The sequence below is a fragment of the Grimontia sp. NTOU-MAR1 genome (assembly GCF_035758505.1).
Lineage (GTDB): Bacteria > Pseudomonadota > Gammaproteobacteria > Enterobacterales > Vibrionaceae > Enterovibrio > Enterovibrio marinus.
In genome coordinates this window covers 1,925,759-1,948,495 of the sequence record NZ_CP142108.1, presented here as the reverse complement: position 1 = coordinate 1,948,495, position 22,737 = coordinate 1,925,759, and the positions used below count along the sequence as shown (strand labels likewise).

General features: G+C 49.3%; 21 protein-coding genes. 12 read left to right on the top strand and 9 right to left on the bottom strand.

Annotated features, from left to right (window positions below):
* Positions 1 to 6: 6 nt before the first annotated feature.
* Entirely contained in the window at positions 7 to 936 is a 930-nt protein-coding gene (lpxL, locus tag VP504_RS08805; RefSeq protein ID WP_062712143.1) for an LpxL/LpxP family Kdo(2)-lipid IV(A) lauroyl/palmitoleoyl acyltransferase, read from the bottom strand.
* A gap of 192 nt (positions 937 to 1,128) precedes the next feature.
* Here lpxL and hldE point away from each other — a divergent pair, with 192 nt between their 5' ends.
* Positions 1,129 to 2,565, top strand: coding sequence for a bifunctional D-glycero-beta-D-manno-heptose-7-phosphate kinase/D-glycero-beta-D-manno-heptose 1-phosphate adenylyltransferase HldE (gene hldE / locus VP504_RS08800; protein ID WP_325893935.1), 1,437 nt, complete (start codon positions 1,129 to 1,131; stop codon positions 2,563 to 2,565).
* A 69-nt stretch (positions 2,566 to 2,634) separates the two neighbouring features.
* Here hldE and tolC read toward each other — a convergent pair whose 3' ends face one another.
* Positions 2,635 to 3,957, bottom strand: coding sequence for an outer membrane channel protein TolC (gene tolC, locus VP504_RS08795; RefSeq protein WP_325893933.1), 1,323 nt, complete (start codon positions 3,955 to 3,957; stop codon positions 2,635 to 2,637).
* Between the two features lie 256 nt (positions 3,958 to 4,213).
* On the opposite strand from tolC, the gene nudF reads away from it, so the two are divergent.
* The 8 genes from nudF to idi all read left to right on the top strand — a co-directional run bounded on the left by nudF (position 4,214) and on the right by idi (position 12,606).
* Entirely contained in the window at positions 4,214 to 4,849 is a 636-nt protein-coding gene (nudF, locus tag VP504_RS08790) for an ADP-ribose diphosphatase (RefSeq protein WP_325893932.1), read from the top strand.
* A 25-nt stretch (positions 4,850 to 4,874) separates the two neighbouring features.
* Complete coding sequence (locus VP504_RS08785) at positions 4,875 to 5,300, top strand: DUF1249 family protein (RefSeq protein ID WP_325893931.1); 426 nt, start codon at positions 4,875 to 4,877, stop codon at positions 5,298 to 5,300.
* 45 nt (positions 5,301 to 5,345) lie between these two features.
* Positions 5,346 to 6,170, top strand: a complete 825-nt coding sequence (cpdA, locus tag VP504_RS08780; protein ID WP_325893930.1) for a 3',5'-cyclic-AMP phosphodiesterase — start codon at positions 5,346 to 5,348, stop codon at positions 6,168 to 6,170.
* A gap of 2 nt (positions 6,171 to 6,172) precedes the next feature.
* On the top strand, positions 6,173 to 6,751 hold the full coding sequence (gene yqiA / locus VP504_RS08775; RefSeq protein WP_325893929.1) for an esterase YqiA: 579 nt from the start codon (positions 6,173 to 6,175) through the stop codon (positions 6,749 to 6,751).
* A 97-nt stretch (positions 6,752 to 6,848) separates the two neighbouring features.
* Complete coding sequence (gene parE / locus VP504_RS08770) at positions 6,849 to 8,741, top strand: DNA topoisomerase IV subunit B (protein ID WP_325893927.1); 1,893 nt, start codon at positions 6,849 to 6,851, stop codon at positions 8,739 to 8,741.
* Between the two features lie 28 nt (positions 8,742 to 8,769).
* Positions 8,770 to 11,064 (top strand): DNA topoisomerase IV subunit A, encoded by a 2,295-nt coding sequence (parC, locus tag VP504_RS08765; protein WP_325893925.1) that lies wholly within the window; start codon positions 8,770 to 8,772, stop codon positions 11,062 to 11,064.
* A 183-nt stretch (positions 11,065 to 11,247) separates the two neighbouring features.
* Positions 11,248 to 11,973 (top strand): 1-acylglycerol-3-phosphate O-acyltransferase, encoded by a 726-nt coding sequence (locus VP504_RS08760; protein ID WP_325893924.1) that lies wholly within the window; start codon positions 11,248 to 11,250, stop codon positions 11,971 to 11,973.
* A 96-nt stretch (positions 11,974 to 12,069) separates the two neighbouring features.
* Entirely contained in the window at positions 12,070 to 12,606 is a 537-nt protein-coding gene (idi, locus tag VP504_RS08755; protein ID WP_325893923.1) for an isopentenyl-diphosphate Delta-isomerase, read from the top strand.
* Between the two features lie 86 nt (positions 12,607 to 12,692).
* Here idi and VP504_RS08750 read toward each other — a convergent pair whose 3' ends face one another.
* The 5 genes from VP504_RS08750 to arcA all read right to left on the bottom strand — a co-directional run bounded on the left by VP504_RS08750 (position 12,693) and on the right by arcA (position 17,710).
* Entirely contained in the window at positions 12,693 to 13,082 is a 390-nt protein-coding gene (locus tag VP504_RS08750) for a RidA family protein (RefSeq protein WP_046304083.1), read from the bottom strand.
* A gap of 169 nt (positions 13,083 to 13,251) precedes the next feature.
* Positions 13,252 to 13,719, bottom strand: coding sequence for an aspartate carbamoyltransferase regulatory subunit (pyrI, locus tag VP504_RS08745; RefSeq protein ID WP_325893922.1), 468 nt, complete (start codon positions 13,717 to 13,719; stop codon positions 13,252 to 13,254).
* Between the two features lie 15 nt (positions 13,720 to 13,734).
* A complete protein-coding gene (gene pyrB, locus VP504_RS08740; RefSeq protein ID WP_046307058.1) occupies positions 13,735 to 14,664 on the bottom strand; it encodes an aspartate carbamoyltransferase in 930 nt (309 codons plus the stop codon).
* 336 nt (positions 14,665 to 15,000) lie between these two features.
* Positions 15,001 to 16,005, bottom strand: coding sequence for an ornithine carbamoyltransferase (argF, locus tag VP504_RS08735; protein WP_325893920.1), 1,005 nt, complete (start codon positions 16,003 to 16,005; stop codon positions 15,001 to 15,003).
* A gap of 484 nt (positions 16,006 to 16,489) precedes the next feature.
* Complete coding sequence (gene arcA / locus VP504_RS08730) at positions 16,490 to 17,710, bottom strand: arginine deiminase (protein ID WP_325893919.1); 1,221 nt, start codon at positions 17,708 to 17,710, stop codon at positions 16,490 to 16,492.
* Positions 17,711 to 18,225: 515 nt separating this feature from the next.
* Here arcA and rraB point away from each other — a divergent pair.
* On the top strand, positions 18,226 to 18,624 hold the full coding sequence (gene rraB / locus VP504_RS08725) for a ribonuclease E inhibitor RraB (protein WP_325893917.1): 399 nt from the start codon (positions 18,226 to 18,228) through the stop codon (positions 18,622 to 18,624).
* 68 nt (positions 18,625 to 18,692) lie between these two features.
* Here rraB and VP504_RS08720 read toward each other — a convergent pair whose 3' ends face one another.
* Complete coding sequence (locus tag VP504_RS08720; RefSeq protein WP_325893915.1) at positions 18,693 to 19,601, bottom strand: bifunctional helix-turn-helix transcriptional regulator/GNAT family N-acetyltransferase; 909 nt, start codon at positions 19,599 to 19,601, stop codon at positions 18,693 to 18,695.
* A gap of 342 nt (positions 19,602 to 19,943) precedes the next feature.
* On the opposite strand from VP504_RS08720, the gene VP504_RS08715 reads away from it, so the two are divergent.
* On the top strand, positions 19,944 to 21,113 hold the full coding sequence (locus VP504_RS08715; protein WP_325893914.1) for a YjgN family protein: 1,170 nt from the start codon (positions 19,944 to 19,946) through the stop codon (positions 21,111 to 21,113).
* Positions 21,113 to 22,117, top strand: a complete 1,005-nt coding sequence (locus tag VP504_RS08710; RefSeq protein WP_325893912.1) for a M48 family metallopeptidase — start codon at positions 21,113 to 21,115, stop codon at positions 22,115 to 22,117. The genes VP504_RS08715 and VP504_RS08710 overlap by 1 nt, the downstream gene beginning before the upstream one ends.
* Before the next feature lie 49 nt (positions 22,118 to 22,166).
* Here VP504_RS08710 and VP504_RS08705 read toward each other — a convergent pair whose 3' ends face one another.
* Positions 22,167 to 22,568 carry a DUF2061 domain-containing protein gene (locus VP504_RS08705; RefSeq protein WP_062712080.1) on the bottom strand — a complete coding sequence of 134 codons (402 nt, stop codon included), beginning with the start codon at positions 22,566 to 22,568 and terminating at the stop codon, positions 22,167 to 22,169.
* Positions 22,569 to 22,737: the final 169 nt, after the last annotated feature.

Below are 22,737 nucleotides of genomic sequence, written 5' to 3'. Positions count from 1 at the left end.
GATTCCTTAGTCATATAGCGAGGGTTCGCCTTCAGGGCGGCTCTTAAATCTGCGGTGTAGCCACATATATTGCTCAGGCGCACGCATGATAGAGCGCTCCACAAACTTATTGGTATAAACCGCAGAAGCATCTGCGTCATCGTATGGGAAAGCATCCATTGGCGGATCCAGTCTCATGGTGTAGCCGGTACCTTCGCGGTCGCGTGTGATGGTGAAAGTAGCAACCTTACACTTACTGGCAGATGCCAGTAAGTGTGTTCCTGTCGTAGTACAGGCTTTTTCTACCGCAAACAGTGGTGCCCATGCGTAGCGGTGGCGGCCGTAGTCATGGTCTGGTGCATACCAAACTAGCCCGCCTTGACGCAGACGTTTGATCATCTGTTTTACATCGCGACGATCAATACACTTGTTTTCGCGAGTACGGCCTCGGTATTGAAACCAATCATAAACAGGGTTGGTGTTGGGTCGGTAAACACCATAACCTGGAGAGTGAACCCCAAAAGCACGTGCCCCCAACTCAAGGTTGAAAGAGTGCACCGCGATGATCAGTACACCTTCTTTGTTCGCTTTAAAATCCTCGATTTGTTCAAAGCCCTCGTACTTCATGTGTTTCTTGATACGCCAAGCAGGCCAGAACCATGCCATACAGGTTTCAAAAAAAGCGAGCCCCATGTGTTGGAAGTTTTCTTTCAGTAATGCCTCGCGTTCACCACCTGTCATCTCAGGAAAACAAAGCTCAAGATTTCTTGATGCAATCTTCTTACGGCTTTTGAAGAACTTCATGATCAGCAAGCCAAGTTTACGGCCCAGGAAACGTTGCAGGCGATAAGGCATCCAACTGATCAGGAACATCAATCCGACACCAATCCAGGTATGCCAATACTTAGGATGTAGTAAGGACCATTGGAAAGTCGGAGCGTCAGAATGGTTGCTCATAGCGATGCGTGTTTCCTGAATCAAGCGAGAAAATATGGTCGTCATTGTATACCGAAACTTTTGAAATAGTCAGAGTTCGTCAACAAGCTATCTTACTGCAGACATTGAAGGGTTGAGTTATTGCTCGCATGGCTGTTGCAGTGCAGTGTTTATGGTAATATCGCCGACGTTCCTTTTTCCCTGGAGAAAACAATGAAACTGACTTTGCCTGATTATCAGCAAGCAGACGTTCTGGTTGTTGGAGACGTAATGCTTGACCGCTATTGGTATGGCCCTACGGGACGTATCTCTCCGGAAGCTCCGGTACCGGTTGTAAAAATCAACCAGACTGAAGAGCGTCCAGGCGGTGCCGCCAACGTGGCGATGAATATCGCAGCGCTGGGTGGCAAGGCACAACTGATTGGTTTGGTGGGCCAGGATGAGCAGGCGCAAGTGTTGAACAACACTCTTAGCTCGTTGAAAGTGGAATGTGATTTTGTTGGTTTGGAGAATTTCCCGACGATCACCAAATTGCGTGTAATGAGCCGTAACCAGCAGCTAATCCGTCTGGACTTCGAGGAAGGCTTCCACGATGTTGACGTTCAACCCATTCTTGAGCGCATTGAAGTGGCATTGCCGAAAGCAAAGGCAATGATCCTTTCTGATTACGCAAAAGGCGCATTGGAAAATGTTCAGCCCATGATCCAACTGGCTCGCCAGGCAGGTGTAGCAACATTGGTTGATCCGAAAGGTGCTGACTTTGAACGCTACCGCGGCGCGACGCTGCTGACACCAAACATGAGTGAGTTTGAAGCAGTCGTCGGTACTTGCCGCAGCGAAGAAGAGATTGTTGATCGTGGTTTGGCGCTTATTGAGCAATTCGACTTTGAAGCACTGCTGGTTACCCGAAGTGAAAACGGCATGACCTTACTTCGTAAGGGGCACGAGCCACTTAACCTGCCAACATTGGCAAAAGAAGTGTACGACGTGACAGGTGCGGGTGATACCGTGATTTCTGTACTTGCGGCTTCTTTGGCGGCGGGTAAATCAATCGAAGATGCCTGTGCATTGGCAAATGCAGCGGCGGGTGTTGTGGTTGGCAAGCTGGGTACATCAACCCTATCGACCATTGAGCTTACCGAAGCCGTTCACGGTAGCCATCATTCTGGTTTTGGTGTGGTCACTGAAGATCAATTGAAAGCATCCGTGCAGATGTCGCAATCCCGCGGCGAAAAAGTGGTGATGACAAACGGCTGTTTTGACATCCTGCATGCTGGTCATGTTGCTTACCTGAATGAAGCCGCGAAACTGGGCGACCGTCTGATTGTTGCGGTGAACACTGACGAATCTGTGCGTGGGCTTAAAGGTCCTGGTCGCCCTGTGAATCCTACCGATCGCCGTATGGCAGTATTGGCAGGTTTGGGGGCTGTGGATTGGGTTGTACCATTCGGTGAAGAAACCCCACAACGCCTTATCAGCGAAGTGTTGCCTAATCTGTTGGTGAAAGGTGGTGACTACAAGCCGGAAGATATCGCTGGTGGTAAAGAAGTAATTGCAGCAGGTGGTGAAGTTCGCGTACTGAACTTTGAAGATGGCTGCTCTACCACAGAGATCATTAACTCCATTCTGGGTGGTCACAACAAGGCCTAATAGGTTTGTGGCAAACCGATATACAGACAAAAAAGGCGCCTGAGGCGCCTTTTTTCTGCATACCGAGAGTTACTTCTTCGGTGGCAGAAGACCATTGTTGATATCAACAAGATCTTGCTCGCTCAGAGTACCTACCGCTTGACGCAGTTGCAGTACGCTCAAGATGTAGTCGTAACGCGCATCTGACAGATTGCGGTTTGCATCGTACAGACGACGGGTCGCATCCAGCACGTCAACGATAGTACGGGTACCTACTTCAAAGCCTGCTTCTGTTGCTTCCAATGCTGAGCGTTGTGAAACCACGGTTTGCTCATAAGCACGCAGTGCGCCGATGCTTGCATTGATATTGTTATAAAACGCACGTACATCTTTCACCGTTGAACGGTAAGTGCCTTCGAGGCGTTCAGACGCAGCAACATAGTTGAACTGTGCTTCCTTCACTCCAGCACTGATAGTACCACCCGTGTAAAGAGGCATATTCAGGTTAATACCAGCAGTGAACTGGTTGTTGTCGCTACTAGCCCCTGTTGTTTTGTTGTCTGTGTCTGAGTAACCATATCCCGCATTCAGAGTTAGCGATGGAAGATGACCAGACTCCGCGAGACTGATACGCTCTTTCGCTGCGTCGCGGGAAATACGTTGCGCGAGCAGGCTCAGGTTGCTTTCTTCTGCCTGTTTCACCAACTGGTCAGTGGCTTGCTCAGGGCGGGAAGCTGAGAAGCTTCTGGTGTTTAGCACGTAAAGGTCAGCGTGGCGGGTGCCCGTGATCTCACGTAGCTCTTCATAACTATTAGAAACCTGATTTTCTGACAGGATTTCCTGCGCCAGTACTGAGTCAAACTGCGCTTGTGCATCATGTACGTCGGTGATCGCAGATAGACCGACTTCAAATCGCTGTTTGGTTTGCTCTAATTGACGGCCAACCGCCGCTTTCTCTGCACGGACGAAAATCAGATCATCAATGGCACGAAGCACGTTGAAGTACGCCTGTGATACTCGGAGGATGAGGCCTTGCTGTTCTGCTGCATAAACCGCGTCAGCCTGACGGGCAGTGATTTCGGCGATATCGAGGTTAATCCAGCTGTTTTGCTCGAAAAGCTCTTGGCTCAAGCCGACGCCTGCACTCAAGACATTGGTATCAAAAGGACCGGTCTGACTGTCAGTGCTGTAGCGGGTGAGGTTGTAGCCTGCATTAAGATTAATCTGTGGCAGCAGCGTACCGCGGTTGGTATCGACGGCAGCAAAGGCAGCGTCTTTTGTTGCAGCTGCTTGTAGGAGTTGTGGGTCGCTTTGTTTTGCCTGCTCGTAAACCTGAATCAAATCGTCAGCGCTTGCCAGGGGAGCGGCAGAGCCTAGCGCAACCCCGATAAAAAGGGGGAGCAATTTTTTCATAATAGGTAGTCCCTGAACTTATCGTTATCTCGTCAATTACCAATAGGTCAAAGCCCCTAGTGTAAACTATGGATGCTTGCTTGGAACTGACAATGTGATGGTTTCTTGAGAAAAATCGATTGTAAAACCATCTGGACAATAAAGATATTCAAATAATTCTGCAATCCATACCAAAAAAGTACAGGTATGACATTGCAGCCCCACATTTCGACCATTTATCATTTGCTCCCCGTTTGCAGGAATAAAGGGATATTCCGTGCCACAGCAAAATGCGCCGTCCCAATTTGGGAAAGGCGACGTCAAAATTGAAGCAAACGACGTTGTCTATAATGGTTACTTTAAGATGGTGAAATATCGCTTTCGTCATCGACTTTTTGCCGGTGGCTGGAGTGATGCCATTGAACGCGAGCTTTTCGAGCGCGGCCACGCCGTTGCAATGCTTCCTTACGACCCGGTGACTGACCAGGTTGTAATGGTCGAGCAAATCCGTATCGGAGCAATGGTGGCAAGCGATTCTCCCTGGCAGCTTGAGATTGTCGCAGGGATCATCGATAAGGATGAATTCCCTGAGGAGGTTGCTGTGCGTGAAGCGGATGAGGAAGCTGGGCTTTCTGTCCGTAAGCTTGAGCCGATGACCAACTACCTGTCGAGCTCTGGCGGGTGTTCTGAGCGCATTCATCTGTACCTCGGACTGGTGGATGCATCAGAGGCAGAAGGCGTTCATGGTTTGCCGGAAGAAGGTGAAGATATTTTGGTACACGTGGTGCCGTTTGATACCGCGATGCAATGGATAGAAGACGGAAAAGTGGAAAATGCCGCCTCTATTATTGCATTGCAGTGGCTGGCACTGAATCGTGACAGGGTCCGCTCAGAGTCGACTTCCTTTGGTTGATGAAGTAGCGATTGGGAATAAAGGTATGTTGAGGCAATACAAGGTCGACCTGAATGCGCTGATGCGCATGTACGAGACCAATTACGCTAAATTGCTAAGACTGATGCCGCGTGATGACAACGTGGGGGATTCCTGCGTGTACGAAATCCAGGGACATGAGTTCCAGATGGATATCGTAGAGTCGACGCGTTACACCACCTTGCTCGATATTTGGCAGCGTGGTGAGGTCCCCCAATATTTGCGACCCAGACTCACAGTTCGTATGTATCATGATGCACGTGTGGCCGAAGTGTGTACCACGCAGCAGATTTCTCGCATCCAACCGCGATATGATTACCCGAACCCGCGTATGCACCAGAGAGATGAAAAGCATCAGGTGAATGCTTTTCTTGCAGACTGGTTAGCGCATTGCCTGCAAAACGGTATAACAAAACACAATATAATTTATTAGTATGACGTGCATGAGCGCGTATTTACGATCAGGGTTTTCAAGACGTTGCGGATAAGCCATCTACCTAGCCAACACAGCCAGACCGTCCGGTTGTTACAAATTACAGACACCCATCTTTTTGCTGACCCCTATGGTTGTCTACTTGGGGTGAATACGTCTGCGAGTTTTCAGACAGTGGTCAACGAGATTCGAGCCAGTCATGTTGAGTTTGATGCCATTATCGCGACCGGCGATATTTCCCAGGATCACACCGCTGAATCCTATCAGCGTTTTGTCGATGGGATTGCTCACTGGTCACAGCCCTGCTTCTGGCTACCTGGCAATCATGACTACCAACAGGAAATGCAATCCATTCTGGCGCAATCCTCGCTGCAACGTTGCGATAGCGTGTTGGTTGGAGAGCATTGGCAACTGGTGGTGTTAGATAGCCAGGTTAAAGGCGTACCGCACGGTTGTCTCTCTGAAGAGCAACTGTCCCTACTTGTTACCGCGCTATCAACGAACAAAGACCGTCATACACTGGTGCTGCTACACCACCACCCACTCCCCGCTGGCAGTGCATGGCTGGACCAACACCAACTTCACAATCAGGAAGATTTCTGGGCGGTGGTTGAAAAGCACAACAATGTTAAAGGGGTAGTGTGTGGACATATTCATCAGGCATTGGATACTGAATACAAAGGTCGTCGTGTGATGGCGGCACCTTCAACCTGCATCCAATTCAAACCGGATTCTGATGACTTTGCGCTGGACTGTACTAACCCTGGTTGGCGTGAGATTGAATTGCATCAGGACGGCACTATCATCACTCATGTAGGACGACTAAAAGGGACGGAATTTCAGCCTGATATGAATTCAACAGGCTATTGAATATGCCCTCGTTGCTACTCTATATCCATGGTTTTAACAGCTCGCCACTTTCTGCAAAGGCAGAGTTGATGCGGGCTTGGTGCGAACTGCAGCGCCCAGACATAAAGCTGGAAGTTCCCCGTCTCGCCTGTTACCCTGCCGAAGCCGCACTCCAACTCAAAGATATTATCGAAACCTACAAAGGTGACTATCATATAGGTTTGGTTGGTAGTTCTCTCGGTGGTTATTTATCGACTTGGCTCAACGCCCGGTATGGTTTTCGTGCCGCGCTGGTGAATCCAGCCGTAAAGCCTTACGACTTACTGGCAGACTACCTGGGGCCACAGCAAAATCCTTACACTGGAGAAGAGTACCTGCTTGAACCTCATCATATGGATGAGCTGAAAGCCTTGGATGTGGCCTCGATTTCCCATCCGGAGAGACTCTGGCTGCTGCAACAAGAGGGCGATGAAGTGCTTGATTACCGAGAGGCTGTCGCTAAATACCAGGGATGCAGGCAAACCGTTGAAGCAGGTGGCGATCACGCCTTTGTTGGGTTCGACAGATACCCCGCTGAAATCATTCAATTCCTGGGACTGTGACCCCAACTCACAGAATAACCTCGTTAGCTGTGACATTATTTGACAAGCTAGCGCGGCATCACTGACCATGTGACAAAATTTAGAAAACCATTCATCTATGACAGAGCAAGTTTATAACGCGGGATCCATTGAAGTTCTCAATGGTCTTGAGCCGGTGCGTCGTCGTCCCGGCATGTATACAGACACGACCCGTCCAAATCATCTCGGTCAAGAAGTTATCGACAACAGTGTCGATGAGGCATTGGCGGGACATGCACGTAAAGTGGAAGTCATCCTTCATGCGGACCAGTCCCTTGAAGTGATTGATGACGGCCGTGGTATGCCAGTGGACATCCACCCGGAAGAAGGTGTTTCAGGGGTCGAACTGATCCTTTGTAAGCTCCACGCAGGTGGTAAATTCTCCAACAAGAACTACCAGTTCAGTGGAGGTTTGCATGGCGTGGGGATTTCGGTTGTAAACGCCCTGTCTAACCGCGTAGAAGTCTCGGTAAAACGTGATGGTCAGGTGTATGAAATCGCCTTCGAACATGGCGATAAAGTACAGGAGCTGACAGTGACCGGCACCTGTGGTCGCCGTGCAAAAGGCACACGCGTTCACTTCTGGCCTGATGCCAGCTACTTCGACTCACCGAAATTCTCTGTTTCCCGTCTGAAAAGTATTCTCAAAGCCAAGGCCGTACTTTGCCCTGGGCTTGAAATCGTCTTTACCGACAAGAACACTGACGAAACCACCAAGTGGTGCTACGAGAGTGGCCTGAAAGATTACCTTGCAGAAGGCGTAAAAGGTTACGAACTGCTGCCAGCAGATCCATTTGTGGGTGATTTTAACGCGCCACATGAAGCGGCCGATTGGGCAGTTATCTGGTTACCGGAAGGTGGCGAATTGATTGCTGAGAGCTACGTTAACCTGATCCCAACCGCTCAGGGTGGTACGCATGTGAATGGCCTTCGTCAGGGCCTTCTGGATGCGATGCGTGAGTTTTGTGAATTCCGTAATCTGTTACCACGCGGCGTGAAGCTGACCGCTGACGATATCTGGGATCGCTGTGCTTATGTGCTGTCTGTAAAAATGCAGGATCCGCAGTTTGCTGGCCAGACCAAAGAGCGTCTGTCATCACGTCAATGCGCCGCTTTCGTATCCGGCGTAGTAAAAGATGCCTTCAGCCTGTGGCTGAACGAACGTCCGCAACTGGCAGAGCAACTGGCGGAAGTGTGTATTGCTAACGCGCACCGCCGTATGCGTGCCGCGAAGAAGGTAGTGCGCAAGAAAGTGGCCTCGGGGCCAGCACTGCCGGGTAAGCTGACTGACTGCTCGATGCAGGATCTGGCGCGCACTGAACTGTTCCTCGTCGAGGGTGACTCGGCAGGTGGTTCCGCAAAGCAAGCCCGCGATCGCGAATTCCAGGCCATCATGCCGCTTCGCGGTAAGATCCTGAACACGTGGGAAGTCTCAGCCGATCAAGTGCTGGCCTCTCAGGAAGTTCACGATATTTCTGTAGCACTGGGTATCGACCCGGACAGTGAAGATCTGAGCGGCCTGCGTTATGGCAAGGTATGTATCCTCGCCGATGCAGACTCAGATGGTCTTCATATTGCCACACTGCTTTGTGCGCTGTTCGTTAAGCACTTCCAGGCGCTGGTGAAAGCTGGTCATGTGTATGTGGCAATGCCACCGCTCTACCGTATCGACTGCGGCAAAGAAGTGTATTACGCGCTGGATGACGAAGAGAAAGCCGGCATCCTTGAGCGCCTGAGTCAAAAGCGCGCCAAAATCGACGTACAGCGATTTAAAGGTCTGGGTGAGATGAACCCACTGCAGCTTCGCGAAACCACCATGGATCCAAATACCCGCCGTCTGGTTCAGTTGACCATTGACGATCAGGAAGAAACGGATCGCATGATGGACATGCTCCTGGGTAAGAAACGTGCAGAAGACCGCCGCCATTGGTTACAAGACAAAGGCGACATGGCTGAGCTGACCGAAGTTTAAGCAAGAATTTTAAGATCGGACGTTTTCAATGACTGATATCACTTATGACGGTGTCGAACAGCTTCCACTGAGGAAGTTTACTGAGGATGCATACCTCAACTATTCGATGTACGTCATCATGGATCGAGCACTGCCTTTTATCGGTGACGGCCTGAAGCCGGTACAGCGCCGCATTATTTATGCGATGTCTGAGCTTGGCCTGTCGGCAACTGCCAAATACAAGAAATCTGCCCGTACCGTCGGTGACGTGCTGGGTAAGTATCACCCACACGGTGACTCTGCCTGTTACGAAGCCATGGTATTGATGGCGCAGCCGTTCTCTTACCGTTACCCGCTGGTTGATGGTCAGGGTAACTGGGGCGCGCCTGACGATCCTAAATCCTTCGCGGCGATGCGTTACACTGAATCGCGCCTATCACGTTTCTCGGAAGTGCTGCTGTCTGAGTTGGGACAAGGCACTGTCGACTGGCAGCCAAACTTCGACGGCACCATGAAGGAGCCAAAAGCGCTGCCTGCTCGTCTGCCGCATATCCTGCTGAACGGCGTGACTGGTATTGCTGTCGGTATGGCGACTGACATTCCACCGCACAACGCCCGTGAAGTGGCCGATGCGCTGGTGGCTTTGATTGATACGCCAAAACTGGATTTGGATGGCCTGCTTGAGTACGTCAAAGGCCCGGATTATCCGACCGAAGCAGAAATTATTACACCGCAGGTAGAGCTTAAGAAGCTTTACCGCGATGGTCGTGGTTCCATCAAGATGCGTGCTTGCTGGCACAAAGATAACGGCGATATCGTAATCACCGCGCTGCCGCATCAGGTTTCCGGTGCGAAGCTTCTGGAGCAAATTGCTAACCAGATGCGCGCGAAGAAATTGCCGATGGTCGACGATCTCCGTGACGAGTCAGATCATGAAAACCCGACCCGTATTGTGATTGTTCCACGCTCAAACCGTGTGGATTGCGATCAGCTGATGAACCACCTGTTCGTTTCAACGGATCTTGAAAAGAGCTACCGCGTTAACCTGAACATGATTGGCCTTGATGGCCGTCCTCAGGTGAAAGGTCTGGTGAAAATCCTGACTGAGTGGCTGGAATACCGCCGCGAGACCGTGCGTCGCCGTCTGCAATACCGTTTGGACAAAGTACTGGCCCGTCTGCACATCCTGGAAGGTTTGTTGGCTGCGTATCTCAATATTGATGAAGTGATTGAGATCATCCGCACCGAAGACGAGCCGAAAAAAGAGCTGATGCGTCGTTTTGACCTCAGTGAGAAGCAAGCCGAAGCAATTCTTGAAATCAAACTCCGCCAGCTGGCCAAACTGGAAGAGATCAAGATCCGTGGCGAGCAGGACGAGCTGAACAAAGAGCGCGAGCAACTTGAAAAGCTGCTGGGCTCTGAGCGCCGTATGAATACCCTGCTGAAGAAAGAAATTCTGGCAGATGCTGAGAAGTATGGCGACGATCGCCGCTCTCCGTTGATTGAACGCGCTGAAGCGAAAGCGATGACTGAGCGTGATTTGGTCCCGAGTGAGCCAATCACGGTTGTTCTGTCCGAGAAAGGCTGGATCCGTCATGCGAAAGGCCACGATGTTGATGCGACCACACTGAGCTACAAGTCTGGTGATAATTACCTGGCGTTTGCGCGCGGTAAGAGTAACCAGCCTGCTGTTTTCATAGGCACTGACGGTCGAAGTTATGCGTTGGAATCGCACAGTCTACCCTCTGCACGTAGTCAGGGAGAACCAATTACTGGCCGTTTGAACATCACAGCAGGCACGACAGTGCGTCACGTGATGATGGGTGACAACGACAATCTGGTGCTGATGGCGTCAGATGCAGGTTACGGTTTTGTGTGTAAGCAAGACGACCTTTTGTCGAAAAACCGCAGTGGTAAAGCCCTGCTGAGCTTACCTCAAGCAGCAGAAGTGATGGCACCACAACGTGTGTTTGATATCGACAATGACGATATCGTCGCTATTACTAACGAAGGCCGTATGTTGGTGTTCCCGGTGAAAGAGTTGCCTCAACTGGGCAAGGGTAAAGGTAATAAGATCATCAACATTCCTTCTGCGCGCGCGAAAGCCCGTGAAGAGCTGTTGGCGCAATTGTTCGTTATACCGCAAGGCTCAACCGTTACCCTTCATGCTGGTAAGCGCAAGCTGTCGCTGAAACCAGCGGACATGGATAACTTCCGTGGCGAGCGAGGCCGACGTGGCTCTATGCTGCCACGGGGTTTGCAGCGCGTGACGGCTATCGAGGTGGTGACACCAGACACATCGTCGGCAGAAACCTCTGCGCCCGACGCTCCAGGTGCGGAATAAGAGAGAGCCCTCTACGGAGGGTTTTTTTTCGTCTTGTTAACTGAAGGTTGATGATTTTTGTTAATGCATGCGTATACTAGTCGCAGCCTATTTAAGCGAACAAGTGTACGCTGTAATTTTTACCCGACCGCCCCAGGCCAACAGCCTGATTCTTTGCGGCTAAATGGTGTTAGGAGATTTTGAATGTACTTTATACTGCGACTGCTGGCTGTCGCGTTGTTTGCGATTTTCATGCTTGTATTCGGTTGTGGTTACTGCCTGTTCAGCCCGAGAAATCCAAAGCACGTTTATACTTTTGGCCGTATGTTCGGCAAGCTTTCTTCCCTGTTTGGCATCAAGCTTGACCTGCGCCAGTCTGAAGCCTCAAAAGACGTTGGCACCTGCGTTTACATCGCTAACCACCAGAGCAATTGGGATTTGGTAACGGTATCGAATGCTGTTCGTCCAGGCGCAGTGACCGTGGGTAAGAAAAGCCTCGCATACATTCCTATTTTTGGCACCCTTTACTGGCTAACCGGCAACATCCTGATTGATCGTAACAACCGCAGCAAGGCAATGGGTACCATTGGTCAGGTCGTTGACCAAGTCAAAAACAAAGACGTGTCTGTATGGCTGTTCCCAGAAGGTACGCGTTCACGTGGCCGTGGTCTACTGCCATTTAAAACTGGTGCGTTCCATGCTGCCATCGGTGCAGGTGTGCCTATCGTTCCTATCGTATGTAGCTCAACCAAGCACCTGAGTGCTTCACGTGGCGATAACGGACACATCATTGTAGAAGTGATGGATCCGATTTCTATCGAAGACTACAACAAAGATAACGTTCGGGAATTGGCGAAGAAGTGTCATGACATCATGGCGGCGAAGCTGGCAGAATTGGACGCAGAAGTAGCCGAGCTCAACAAGAAATAATAGACTACACTCTGTAACAATAAACCAAAGGATACGCTGGTGCGTATCCTTTTGTGTTTTTAAAAGCCTCTGATTTGTAAGAGAAGTAAGACAGGTATGCTGAGAGATCAGGTTGTTCTGGTAACAGAAAGCGGCGAGCCAACAGGGCTGGCTGAGAAACTGGCTGCGCACGAGCAAGGACTATTGCATCTGGCTTTTTCGGTGATGATTTACCGGGAAACGCGGAATGGCCGTGAATACCTGCTCCAGCAAAGAGCGATGGGTAAGTACCACAGCGGTGGATTGTGGACCAATACCTGCTGCTCGCACCCTATGCAAGGGGAGTCTTTTGAGGCTGCAGCGAAGCGTCGCTTGAACGAAGAACTTGGCATTGTTGCGCCGCTCAGCTTCGAGATGGGCGAATCTTTTTGCTATCGCGCTGAGCTTGATAACAATCTGACCGAGCATGAGTTGGATCAAATCATTGTCTGTCAGGTAGATGATGTCACTCTGGTCCCCAACCCTGATGAAGTGATGGACTGGCGCTGGTGGCCTCAGCAGGAAATGATTGCTGCGATGGGGTATAAGCCCGAGCAGTTTACGGCCTGGTTTCGTCAGGTTGTCGACAAGATTGAAGTGCAGTTGGCGGCTTAACAATATGCCCAGATAATAAAAAAGCGACCTTGTGGTCGCTTTTTTCATTCTCGTCCGATATCAAAGTCATCAGACCTTGAGAGAGATTATTTGCGTACTGCTATCGCTTCGATTTCGATACCAACATCTTTTGGCAGGCGAGCGACTTCAACACAAGAGCGTGCTGGGTAGTGTTCTACACCGTGCTCGTCGAAGAATTTGCCATATACCTCGTTAACAGTACCGAAGTCGTTCAGATCTTTTACGAATACGGTCAGCTTAACGATGTCGCTAACAGTTAGGCCTGAAGATTCAACAACCGCTTTCACGTTTTCCAGAGACTGGCGTGCTTGAACCGCGATGTCTGCTGACACTTCACCCGTGACTGGGTTCACTGGGATTTGGCCTGAAGTCAGTACCATATTACCCAGATCGACGCCCTGAATATATGGGCCAATTGCTGCTGGAGCGTGTTCAGTGTGAAGCACTTTAGTCATTTACCAATCCTTCATTCAATGTTTTTCGGTAGGGTGGTTAGTCTGCATTGCGACTCGCCTGACGTAAACCCAATTCCATCACATTTTATACCCGATACCACCCAATGTTTCGCTCATAGACAAGAAAAGCCAGACGCAAAAGCTGGCTTTCCAAGTGCAGAGGAAGTGATCAGTGGTTTTCCGTCATGATTTCGCGCGAGAACACTTTCTCACAGTATTTGCACTTCAGATGGATATCATCGGCTTTCTCAATCACGTTGAAGCTGCTTTCAATGGCCTTTTCGTCGTGAGTGATGCAGTTGGAGTTGGGGCAACGGAACACGCCGAGAATACTCTTAGGCAGTGTGAGGGGAATTTTCGCGACGACTTGGTAGTTCTCGATTTGGTTGACGGTTGCTTTAGGCGCGTAGAGTGCCAGTTGTTGCGCCTGCTCTTCAGATACGAAGATGTTTTCAATCTTGATCAGATCTTTCGCACCCAGTGCTGAGGAAGGTAGGTTCAAACCTACCGTCACGCGTTCGTTGGTTTTATGTAGCTTAAACAGCTTCATGACCTTAAAGCCGACATTGGCAGGGATGTGGTCGATAACTGTGCCGTTCTTGATGGCTTCAACTTGTAATTTGTGTTCTTTAACCATGTTGATTCTCCTGCCTTAAACGCTTCCGTTGATAACCAGTGCCAGTAATGCCTGACGCGCATACACCCCATTTTCCGCCTGCTCGAAGTAGTAGGCGTAAGGGGTTTTATCGACTGCGACGGTAATTTCATCTACGCGTGGCAGGGGGTGAAGCACCTTTAGGTTATCGCGGGCATTGGCAAGCTGTGGGGTGTCGAGAATGAACGCCGCTTTGATGTGTTGGTACTCGGATTCGTCAAAACGTTCTTTCTGTACTCGGGTCATGTAAAGAATGTCTAGTTCCGGCACCACGTCTTCGATGCTGGTATGCAGGCTGTATGGGATGCCTTGCTCGTCCAGCTCTTCCAGAATGTAATCCGGCATGGCCAGTGCTTCCGGTGCAATGAAATAGAACTGGTTATTATCGAACTTCGACAGTGCTTGAGTCAGAGAATGCACGGTGCGGCCGTATTTAAGGTCACCGACCATTGCCACTTTCAGGTTGTCCAGACGGCCTTGAGTTTCGTAAATACTGAAAAGGTCCAGCAGGGTTTGGGTGGGGTGCTGGTTTGCACCATCGCCGCCATTAATTACTGGCACACCTTTGGAGAACTCTGAAGCCAGACGAGCAGCGCCTTCTTTCGGGTGACGCATCACGAATGCATCAACATAAGAAGAGATGACCTGTACCGAGTCAGACAAGGTTTCGCCTTTTTTACCGGAAGACGTATTTCCGCCATCCGGGAAGCCAATGACTGTGCCACCAAGACGCTGGACCGCTGTTTCGAAAGACAGGCGGGTGCGGGTTGATGCCTCGAAGAAGCAACTCGCGACTACCTTGTTCTTCAACACCGTAGGGTTCGGTTCCGCTTTCAGTTTGCCGGCAGTGTCGACGATAAGTTCCAGTTCTTCGCGGGACAACTCCGGGATGGAGATGATGTGTTTATTGTGCAGCGAGGTCGCCATGTCTTCTCTTCCCTTAACAGATTCCATGCGTTGGCTAGGTGAAAACAGCCAGTGCAACATGGTGAATGGTACATTTTGGTCAAAAAAAAGCCTCCCGATCAGGAGGCTTTTCTTGAGAATCCAGTAAAAACAAAAAACGGTGCCAGTGCCGAGATTCGGCAGGTTTTAGCAGTCAGTTGTGTCGCTAATGTTGGCATTCCGATTCGTTTTTTTGACAAATTGCGAAGGATTATACGCCCATTTTTGTCCTGTGCAAGGCAGAGCCAATGACATCGTGTCGCCCTATAAAATAAAAAGCCGCGCAGGTGCGCGGCTTCATGGAGCGATGTAATAGGGTTAACTGCCCAGCGTGGCTACCATCACTGCTTTAATGGTGTGCATACGGTTTTCTGCTTCATCAAACACGATGGAGTATTCAGATTCGAATACGTCCTCGGTGACTTCGAGCCCTTTCATGCCGTATTTCTCTGCTACCTCTGCACCAATGGTGGTTTCATCATTATGGAATGCCGGCAGGCAGTGCATGAATTTGACGTCTGGATTACCTGTGGCTTTGATCATGCCCATATTGACCTGATAAGGCTTCATGATGGCAACACGTTCGTCCCAAGCTTCTTTAGATTCACCCATGGAAACCCACACGTCGGTGTAAAGGAAATCACAACCTTGAACGCCTTCTTCCACGCTCTCTGTCAGGGTAATTTGCGCACCGGTATTAGCGGCAATCTCCTGACACTCTTCAACCAGCGCTTCTTCCGGCCAGAACTGACTTGGAGCAACCAGGCGGATATCCATACCCACCTTCGCAGCGCCCACCATCAAGGAGTTACCCATGTTGTTGCGTGCATCACCGAGGTAAGCAAACTTCATGTCGGAAAGGTTTTTGCCTTGGCCGTGCTCAAGCATGGTGAGGAAATCTGCTAGGATCTGCGTTGGATGAAATTCATCAGTCAGACCATTCCAAACTGGAACACCTGCAAATTGGCCCAGTTCTTCAACAATGGACTGACCGAAACCACGATATTGAATGCCGTCATACATACGGCCAAGAACACGCGCAGTGTCTTTCATCGACTCTTTGTGACCGATCTGCGAGCCAGATGGGCCGATATAGGAAACCTGTGCGCCTTGGTCAAAGGCGGCAACTTCGAAGGCACATCGCGTACGGGTAGAAGCTTTCTCGAAGATCAGGGCAATGTTCTTGCCTTTCAGACGAGGCTGCTCGTAGCCACCGTACTTGGCTTTCTTCAACTCTGCGGAGAGATCCAGCAGGTACGCGATTTCCTTTGGCGTGAAATCCAGCAGCTTGAGAAAGTTCCGGTTACGCAGATTAAATGCCATGTTGAGGTCCCTTTCTAAAAATCCGTTTACTGCGATGTGACCTATACCCAAACAATCTGAAGATACGCGCATTCAGAGGTCATCAATGCGTTCAATTCGAGGCAAATTTCACGAGGAATAGTCGTTCTATTTCCGTGGAATTTAAAGAAGAAGTGGGCGCATTGAGGCCCTCCCTTCGGGCGAGTTGACTGACGCCGTGCTCTTTGTTGTTCCTTTTTGATGGAGGTGACTACACCTACAAAGGAACGCCGCGATCACGACGCCAGTCAAGCTCGCTGAATCCTGCATCTTTAGGTTGTTTGGGTATAAATTTATGTCACTTTGATATTAATCACGATTCTGACTTATTTGTGAGTATTAATTCAACCCCTTTGAATAAATATTTATTTGTGTTTGGTCGATATTTTCTCGGAGACATGAAAAAAGCCACCTCGCAATGAGGTGGCTTGTTCGGTTAAGGAGAGTGGGAGAGTTCGGTTCCCTTTTACAGTCCTTCGCGTTCGATAGGGCAGCTCATGCAGCGCGCACCGCCGCGACCACGGCCAAGTTGGTCGCCCGGGATAGGAAGAACGGTGATGCCCGCTTTGTCGTATTTTTCATTGGTGTACACGTTGCCTTCATAACCAATCACCACGCCTGGGCGCACGGTCAGCACGTTGTTGGCGTCGTTCCACTGTTCGCGCTCGGCTTCAAAGCTGTCACCACCGGTGGTGATGATGTTGAGCTGAGGCAACTCCAACGCTTTTTCGATGGCATGAAGGAAATAGTCAGCTTCTTTCACTTCTACATCGCCATTGCCTTTGTTGATAAGACGCCAGCTTTGCAGGTCTTTACGCATTACTTGTGGATACACAGAGAAAGTGTCGATGTCCATGTGAGTCATCACGGTATCCAAGTGCATGCATGAACGGTGCTTTGGTAGGTTAATCGCGATCACTTCTTTTGCCTGACCATGAGCAAACAAACTTCGTGCCAGCGCCTCCACACCTTGTGGTGTTGTGCGTTCAGACATGCCCACCAGAACTGCACCGTTGCCGATAACCAGCACATCACCGCCTTCGACCATGGCATTATCGTAGTCGCGCTGCTCATCACCAAGGTAAGTGATGAAGTCCTGACCTGCGAACAGTGGGTGCCAGCGGTAAATAGCGCGCAGGTGGTTGGTTTCACGCTGACGGGCAGGCATCGCCATTGGATTTAAGGACACGCCACCATATACCCAGCATGAAGTGTCACGGGTAAACAAGTGATTCGGCAGTGGGTCGATGATGAAATCCATGCGTTCGTGCATTGCCTGCATCATCGACGCTGAATGGTTTGGAAAATCGATATAGCTCAAACCGCCGAGAAGGATGTGTGCCAGCTCTTCGTTACTAAGGCTTTTTAAATAGCTTCTCACATCATGTGCGAACTGGTAACCAAGACGGTATTCGCCCACTTGGGTACTGAGTAACCAAGCCTTGGCTTCCGGCACGTCTAATGTTTGGGCCAGCAGATCGTGCAATAACAGCACTTCAACGCCTTGGTCACGCAGGGTTTGCGCGAATTGATCGTGCTCCTCGCCGGCACGTTCCACCGCGAGTACATCATCAAACAACAGGTCTTTGTAGTTAGACGGCGTAAGGTGGTTTAGCGCTCGTTCTGGTCGATGAAGCATCACACGCTTCAATTGACCGACTTCAGATCCCACATATAGCTGACTCATGATCGTTTCTCTCTTGAATTTTTATTAACCTCCACCGTTTTACTTCGCATGAGTTAGGTTGAAGAGAGCGTTCGCCTCTCTGTCATGTCAGTGCGTAGCAGGAACGGTGGGGAAAATGGAGATAAAGCGACAGAATTCTGTATTCGTGGCGTCGGGTAGTAGAGACGCCTGAAAATTTGTCGTAAATCCATTTACCTTTTTGCGTGAGGGCTAACCTTGGTTTGCTCGATCTTCGCCGAGTGTGAAAGCCCGCCATGCATCTATCGGTGCTTATCTATGCGATATAAGTGCACACTATTCCATAATCAGGGGCTTTGATGGCGCAAGATTGGGTATTTTTAGATATATCCAGCATCTTGTGTTGTTGTTGCCCTGTTCTCAAATAATGACAACCTTGTTCGATAAGGTCAATTTTACTTTTAATTAACATGTGGGGGAGTGTGGGAAATTGACGTGGTAAACCATGCCAATCCATGCCATAGTTCTGCCGTTAATTAAGTGCCTGGAGTGATCTGATGTCTTACGCTGACATTATTGAAGAACAAAAAGCGGAAACCCGTGAAATCATTGAAGCCCTGCTGGAAGATGGTAGCGATCCAGATGCGCTGTACACCATTGAGCACCACCTGTCTGCAGACAGCTTTGCAGAGCTTGAAGGCGCGGCAGTAGAAGCGTTCAAAATGGGCTTTGAAGTGCTGGAAGCGGAAGAGCTTGAACTGGAAGATGGCTCCACAGTGATCTGCTTTGATGCAGTGATGGAATCTGCGTTGGATGCAGAGCGCATTGACGAACAGGTCGAGAAACTGGTGAAGCTGGCTGAGAAATTCAGTATCGATTATGACGGCTGGGGCACTTACTTTGAATCGGACGACGAAGACGCCGAGGAAGAGGGTGAACTGGAAGAAGACGATTAATCGTCTTTTCTGAAAAGAAAGCCGGAGCGTTGAAGACTCCGGCTTTTTTGTGCTTGTTAATTGGTGACTTACAGTTTTTTCAGCATCGCGACTTCGCAGTCTGTATGTCCGGTGTTACCAAGTGGCTTATCAAGATGTTCAAAGCCGAGCGATTTATAGAGACTAATGGCTTCTTTCAGACAGGCAGTCGTTTCAAGATAACAAGCTTGATAGCCGTGATGTCGCGCAAATTTCATGGCCATTGCCGCGAGTCTTCTTGCAAAGCCTCGACCACGTAGTTCAGGACGGAAATACATTTTCTGCAATTCGCATACACCCTCTTCACCGGGCAAAGATGCAACGCCGCCGCCCCCAAAAATTTTTCCGTTCTGCTCGACGACCCAATAAGCCGCATTATCCGCTTTGTAGCTTTCACTCAATACATCCAGTGTCGGGTCTGCCACGCTGTAGCCTTTGTCAGCAGTCAGGCCATATTCTTCTGATACTTTGCGAATAACAGTGGCAATGGCTGCGTTGTCGGCAGGCTCCAACAAGCGAAGGGTGAAACCTTTCTGGCGTTCGCTCTGCTCCATAGCCCTGTTATAGCGGTGCAGGGATGTGGAGAGGGATTCAATTTCATCGGTATCCAGTTGTTCCAGATACATGGCGATTTGATGATTGATACCGAAGTGGTGCTCATCCAGACGCTCTTTACCAACATCAGACAGAGAATAGCGCGGCAGATTGCTGTCTTGATCGATAGTGGAAGCAACATTGTTATTGTTGATGAGAATAGCCAGTGTTCGGTTGGCATTGGCGACATCAATATTGAGGCGCCCAGAAAGTTGCTCAGCAGTTAGAGTCTCCTGCTCCAGCTCTATCATGACGTGGCATTGCACTGTGGTAAGTCCTGCAGTGCCATAGATGTTATCCAACAACCCGCGATGGCGAAGAAGTTGGCGCACGAGCGATCTGATTTCAACTGGGCCTGTAGTCATTGTGTCTCCATTTTACACCAAATGTGTCGCATTCCTTTGTGGCTTACTGTCTTGTGTAAGCAGGTAACTCAGAGATAATTACTCCGTCTGCACAGAAACAAGTCTCTTGATTCGCACTTGCCCTGAGCTTGAAGCGAGAAGGGTTTATACCTAAACAACTTGAAGGGAGAGCTTCATTACGGCCACTTCTTCGTTAAATTCCAAGGAAATAGAGGGACTATTCCTCGCGAAATTTGCCTCGAATTGAACATGTCGATGACTTCTGAGTGCGAGCATCTTCAGGTTGTTTGGGTATATTATGGACTTCAGATACATAATAAAACAGTTGGCAAAGGATTGACTATGGAAAACAAAATGACATTTCACGGTACGGGCCGTGAGTTTTTTGGCATCTGGATTGTAAATATTGTGCTAAGTATTCTTACGTTTGGAGTTTATTCAGCGTGGGCAAAAGTACGTACAAAAAAATACTTTTACGGAAACACTGAACTTGCGGGTGATCGCTTTGATTATCATGCAACACCAAAACAAATCCTTATCGGGCGGCTTATAGCTGTCACTGCATTTGTTATCTGGTTTTTGTCAGGCCATTTTTCCCCGGTTTTTTCCAGCGTTCTGTTTCTTTTGGGCTTAGCTATGATGCCCTGGATAGCGAGAAACAATGCTCGCTTTAACGCCCGTATGACGAGTTACCGCAATGTCAGGCTCAATTTCACCGGTACTTTGATGGGCGCTTATGCTGCCATTCTGGGTAGAGGCCTCTTGCTGATCCTCACTATCGTAGTGTTTGGGACTTTCGCTATCGCGCCCACCAGTGGCTTTATCACTTTCCTTTTTGTTGTTGGTGGACTTGCTTCTTTGTTGGTGATGTTTGCATGGATGATGAAAGGTATCGCAAGCTATTTCGCCAATGGATATGGTTACGGAAAACTACAATTTAACGCCACGCTCTCGACAGGCTTTTTTGTCCGCACATACATCTGGGCCGTGCTTATCTGGATACTGTCTTCTATCGGTGTATTAGCATTTGGCGCATTATTCTTTTTTGTTGGTGGGCAGTTTGTCAGTTTGTCAGAGGTAAGGTTTACTGATATTTCTGATCTCAATATCGGGCATATCACGACAGCACTGGGCGCCATGAGTCTGGTCATTCTTATGTATGTGATGTTGTTTGTCTCAATGCTTATCGTGACTGCGTTTATTCATACTCGAACTCGTAATCATGTGTTTAGCCAAATGATGGTTGGTGGCAGTGGGGATTATCGTCTGTCTTCAAAAATGAATACCGCTGATTACATTCTGCTCGTTATCACGAACTTCTTCATGCAGGTTTTGACGTTGGGTTTAGCGCGTCCTTGGGTAATGGTCCGCACAACACGCTATATATTGTCAGTGACGGCGGTTCATGGCGATCTTGATGCGCTCAGCGTTTACGAAGATGGAAATGGCGCCAAATCAGCAGTCGGTGACGAGATGTCACAGGTCTTCGACTTGGATATTGGAATCAACTGATGGTGAAAGGTACTGCGTTTGCTGCTGGAGAATCGGGGAAGCATCAGGCCGAACTCTTTGTCATAGGTGAGACCAAAGCGATACTCACATTTAATGGCAAAACTGTTGAATGCCGACCGGAAGAAGTCTCCCGTTCCCAACACATCGGCAATCTTCCGCTTCAGCTTAGCTTTCCGAATGGTGAGCTCTTTTTGCCTGATAATGAAGCTGACTTGCCCTATTGTTTTCAAGTGAAAAGTCGAGGATGGCTGACACGCCTTGAGAGCAGCAAAACGGCGATCCTTTCTTCTATTGCGGCTGCATTGTTGTTTATTGCGGCCTTTTTCTCTATTGGGTTGCCAGGGATAAGCACAGGGATCACGCAGGTTTTACCCGAAGAGATCCCGATGGCGGTTGGTGAGCATGTGATGTCTCAGCTCGATGAAAGAATGTTTACTGCTTCCGAGCTGGATACGGAACGCCAGCAAGCGTTGAATCAACGCTTTGACGAGTTGATGAAAATGCTTCCGCAGATGCCAGTCAACCCCAGACTGGTGTTCCGCAACTGGAAACAAGGGCCCAATGCCTTTGCCTTAAGTGATGGCACTGTGGTGTTACTCGATCCTTTAGTCAATCTTGCTCAAACTGACGCGCAACTGGAGAGTGTGATACTGCATGAACTTGGTCATGTCTATCATCAGCACGTGATGAAAGGGCTGGTGCGCTCGACCTTGATTTCAGTCTCTATAGCCGTGATTACCGGTGAAAGCACAGGTGTTATCGACTTGATGACAGGTTTGGGTGTACTTGCAGCGACGGCAGGGTATTCAAGGGCAGATGAAGAAGAGTCCGATCAGTTCGCTGCTAAATACCTCAGTACTATTTATGGTGATGCCAGTGCACAGGCAGAAATGTTTGCCTTGCTTGGCGAGGCTCATCAGACGGAGGGAATGTCGCAATGGCTCAGTTCCCATCCAGACACAGAAAGCCGTATAGAGGCTGCAAACAGCTTCCAGACAGAATGATAAAAGGGCAGTTTACGCTGCCCTTTCTTATTTTGAGACGTGTTCTCTATCACGCTGCCATTGGATAGTGGTGATATTGCATCATGCTCAGGCGCTCTTTCTTCTGCCATACACGCTCATGGAAGTAGTAAGCTATGGTGTTAATACAAGGCTCAATCATCGCCATCACACTGCCAATCAGCACATCACCCGTCAGCAGGTAAGCCACACCAAACGCAACGCTGAAATGAACAACGGCGAAACTTGCTGTTTTACGGCCTGGATGGTTTGTTGCCAGACGCTTCAGTAACTTGTTGTCCCATGCCTTTTCGTGGAAGTAGAAGGCAACGGTGTTAACCATAGGCTCTACCATTGCAATCAAGCTACCCAGCAGAATATCGCCTGTCAGGATATATGCGACAGTAAACGCAACGGTAAAGTGAATCACAGCAAAACTTAAGGTCTTTTTCATAACAGTTCCCTCATTCGGTATGACCCCATTATTGCAAATGATTCTCATTTGTAAATTGGCTTTATTTGATTACTACAATAGGCAAGGGCTATCAAAGCGGAGGTATTGAAACAAGCCAGATGATGAGAGAGATATTGGAGCGGAGTAAACCTTGGCTTGATATAGCAAG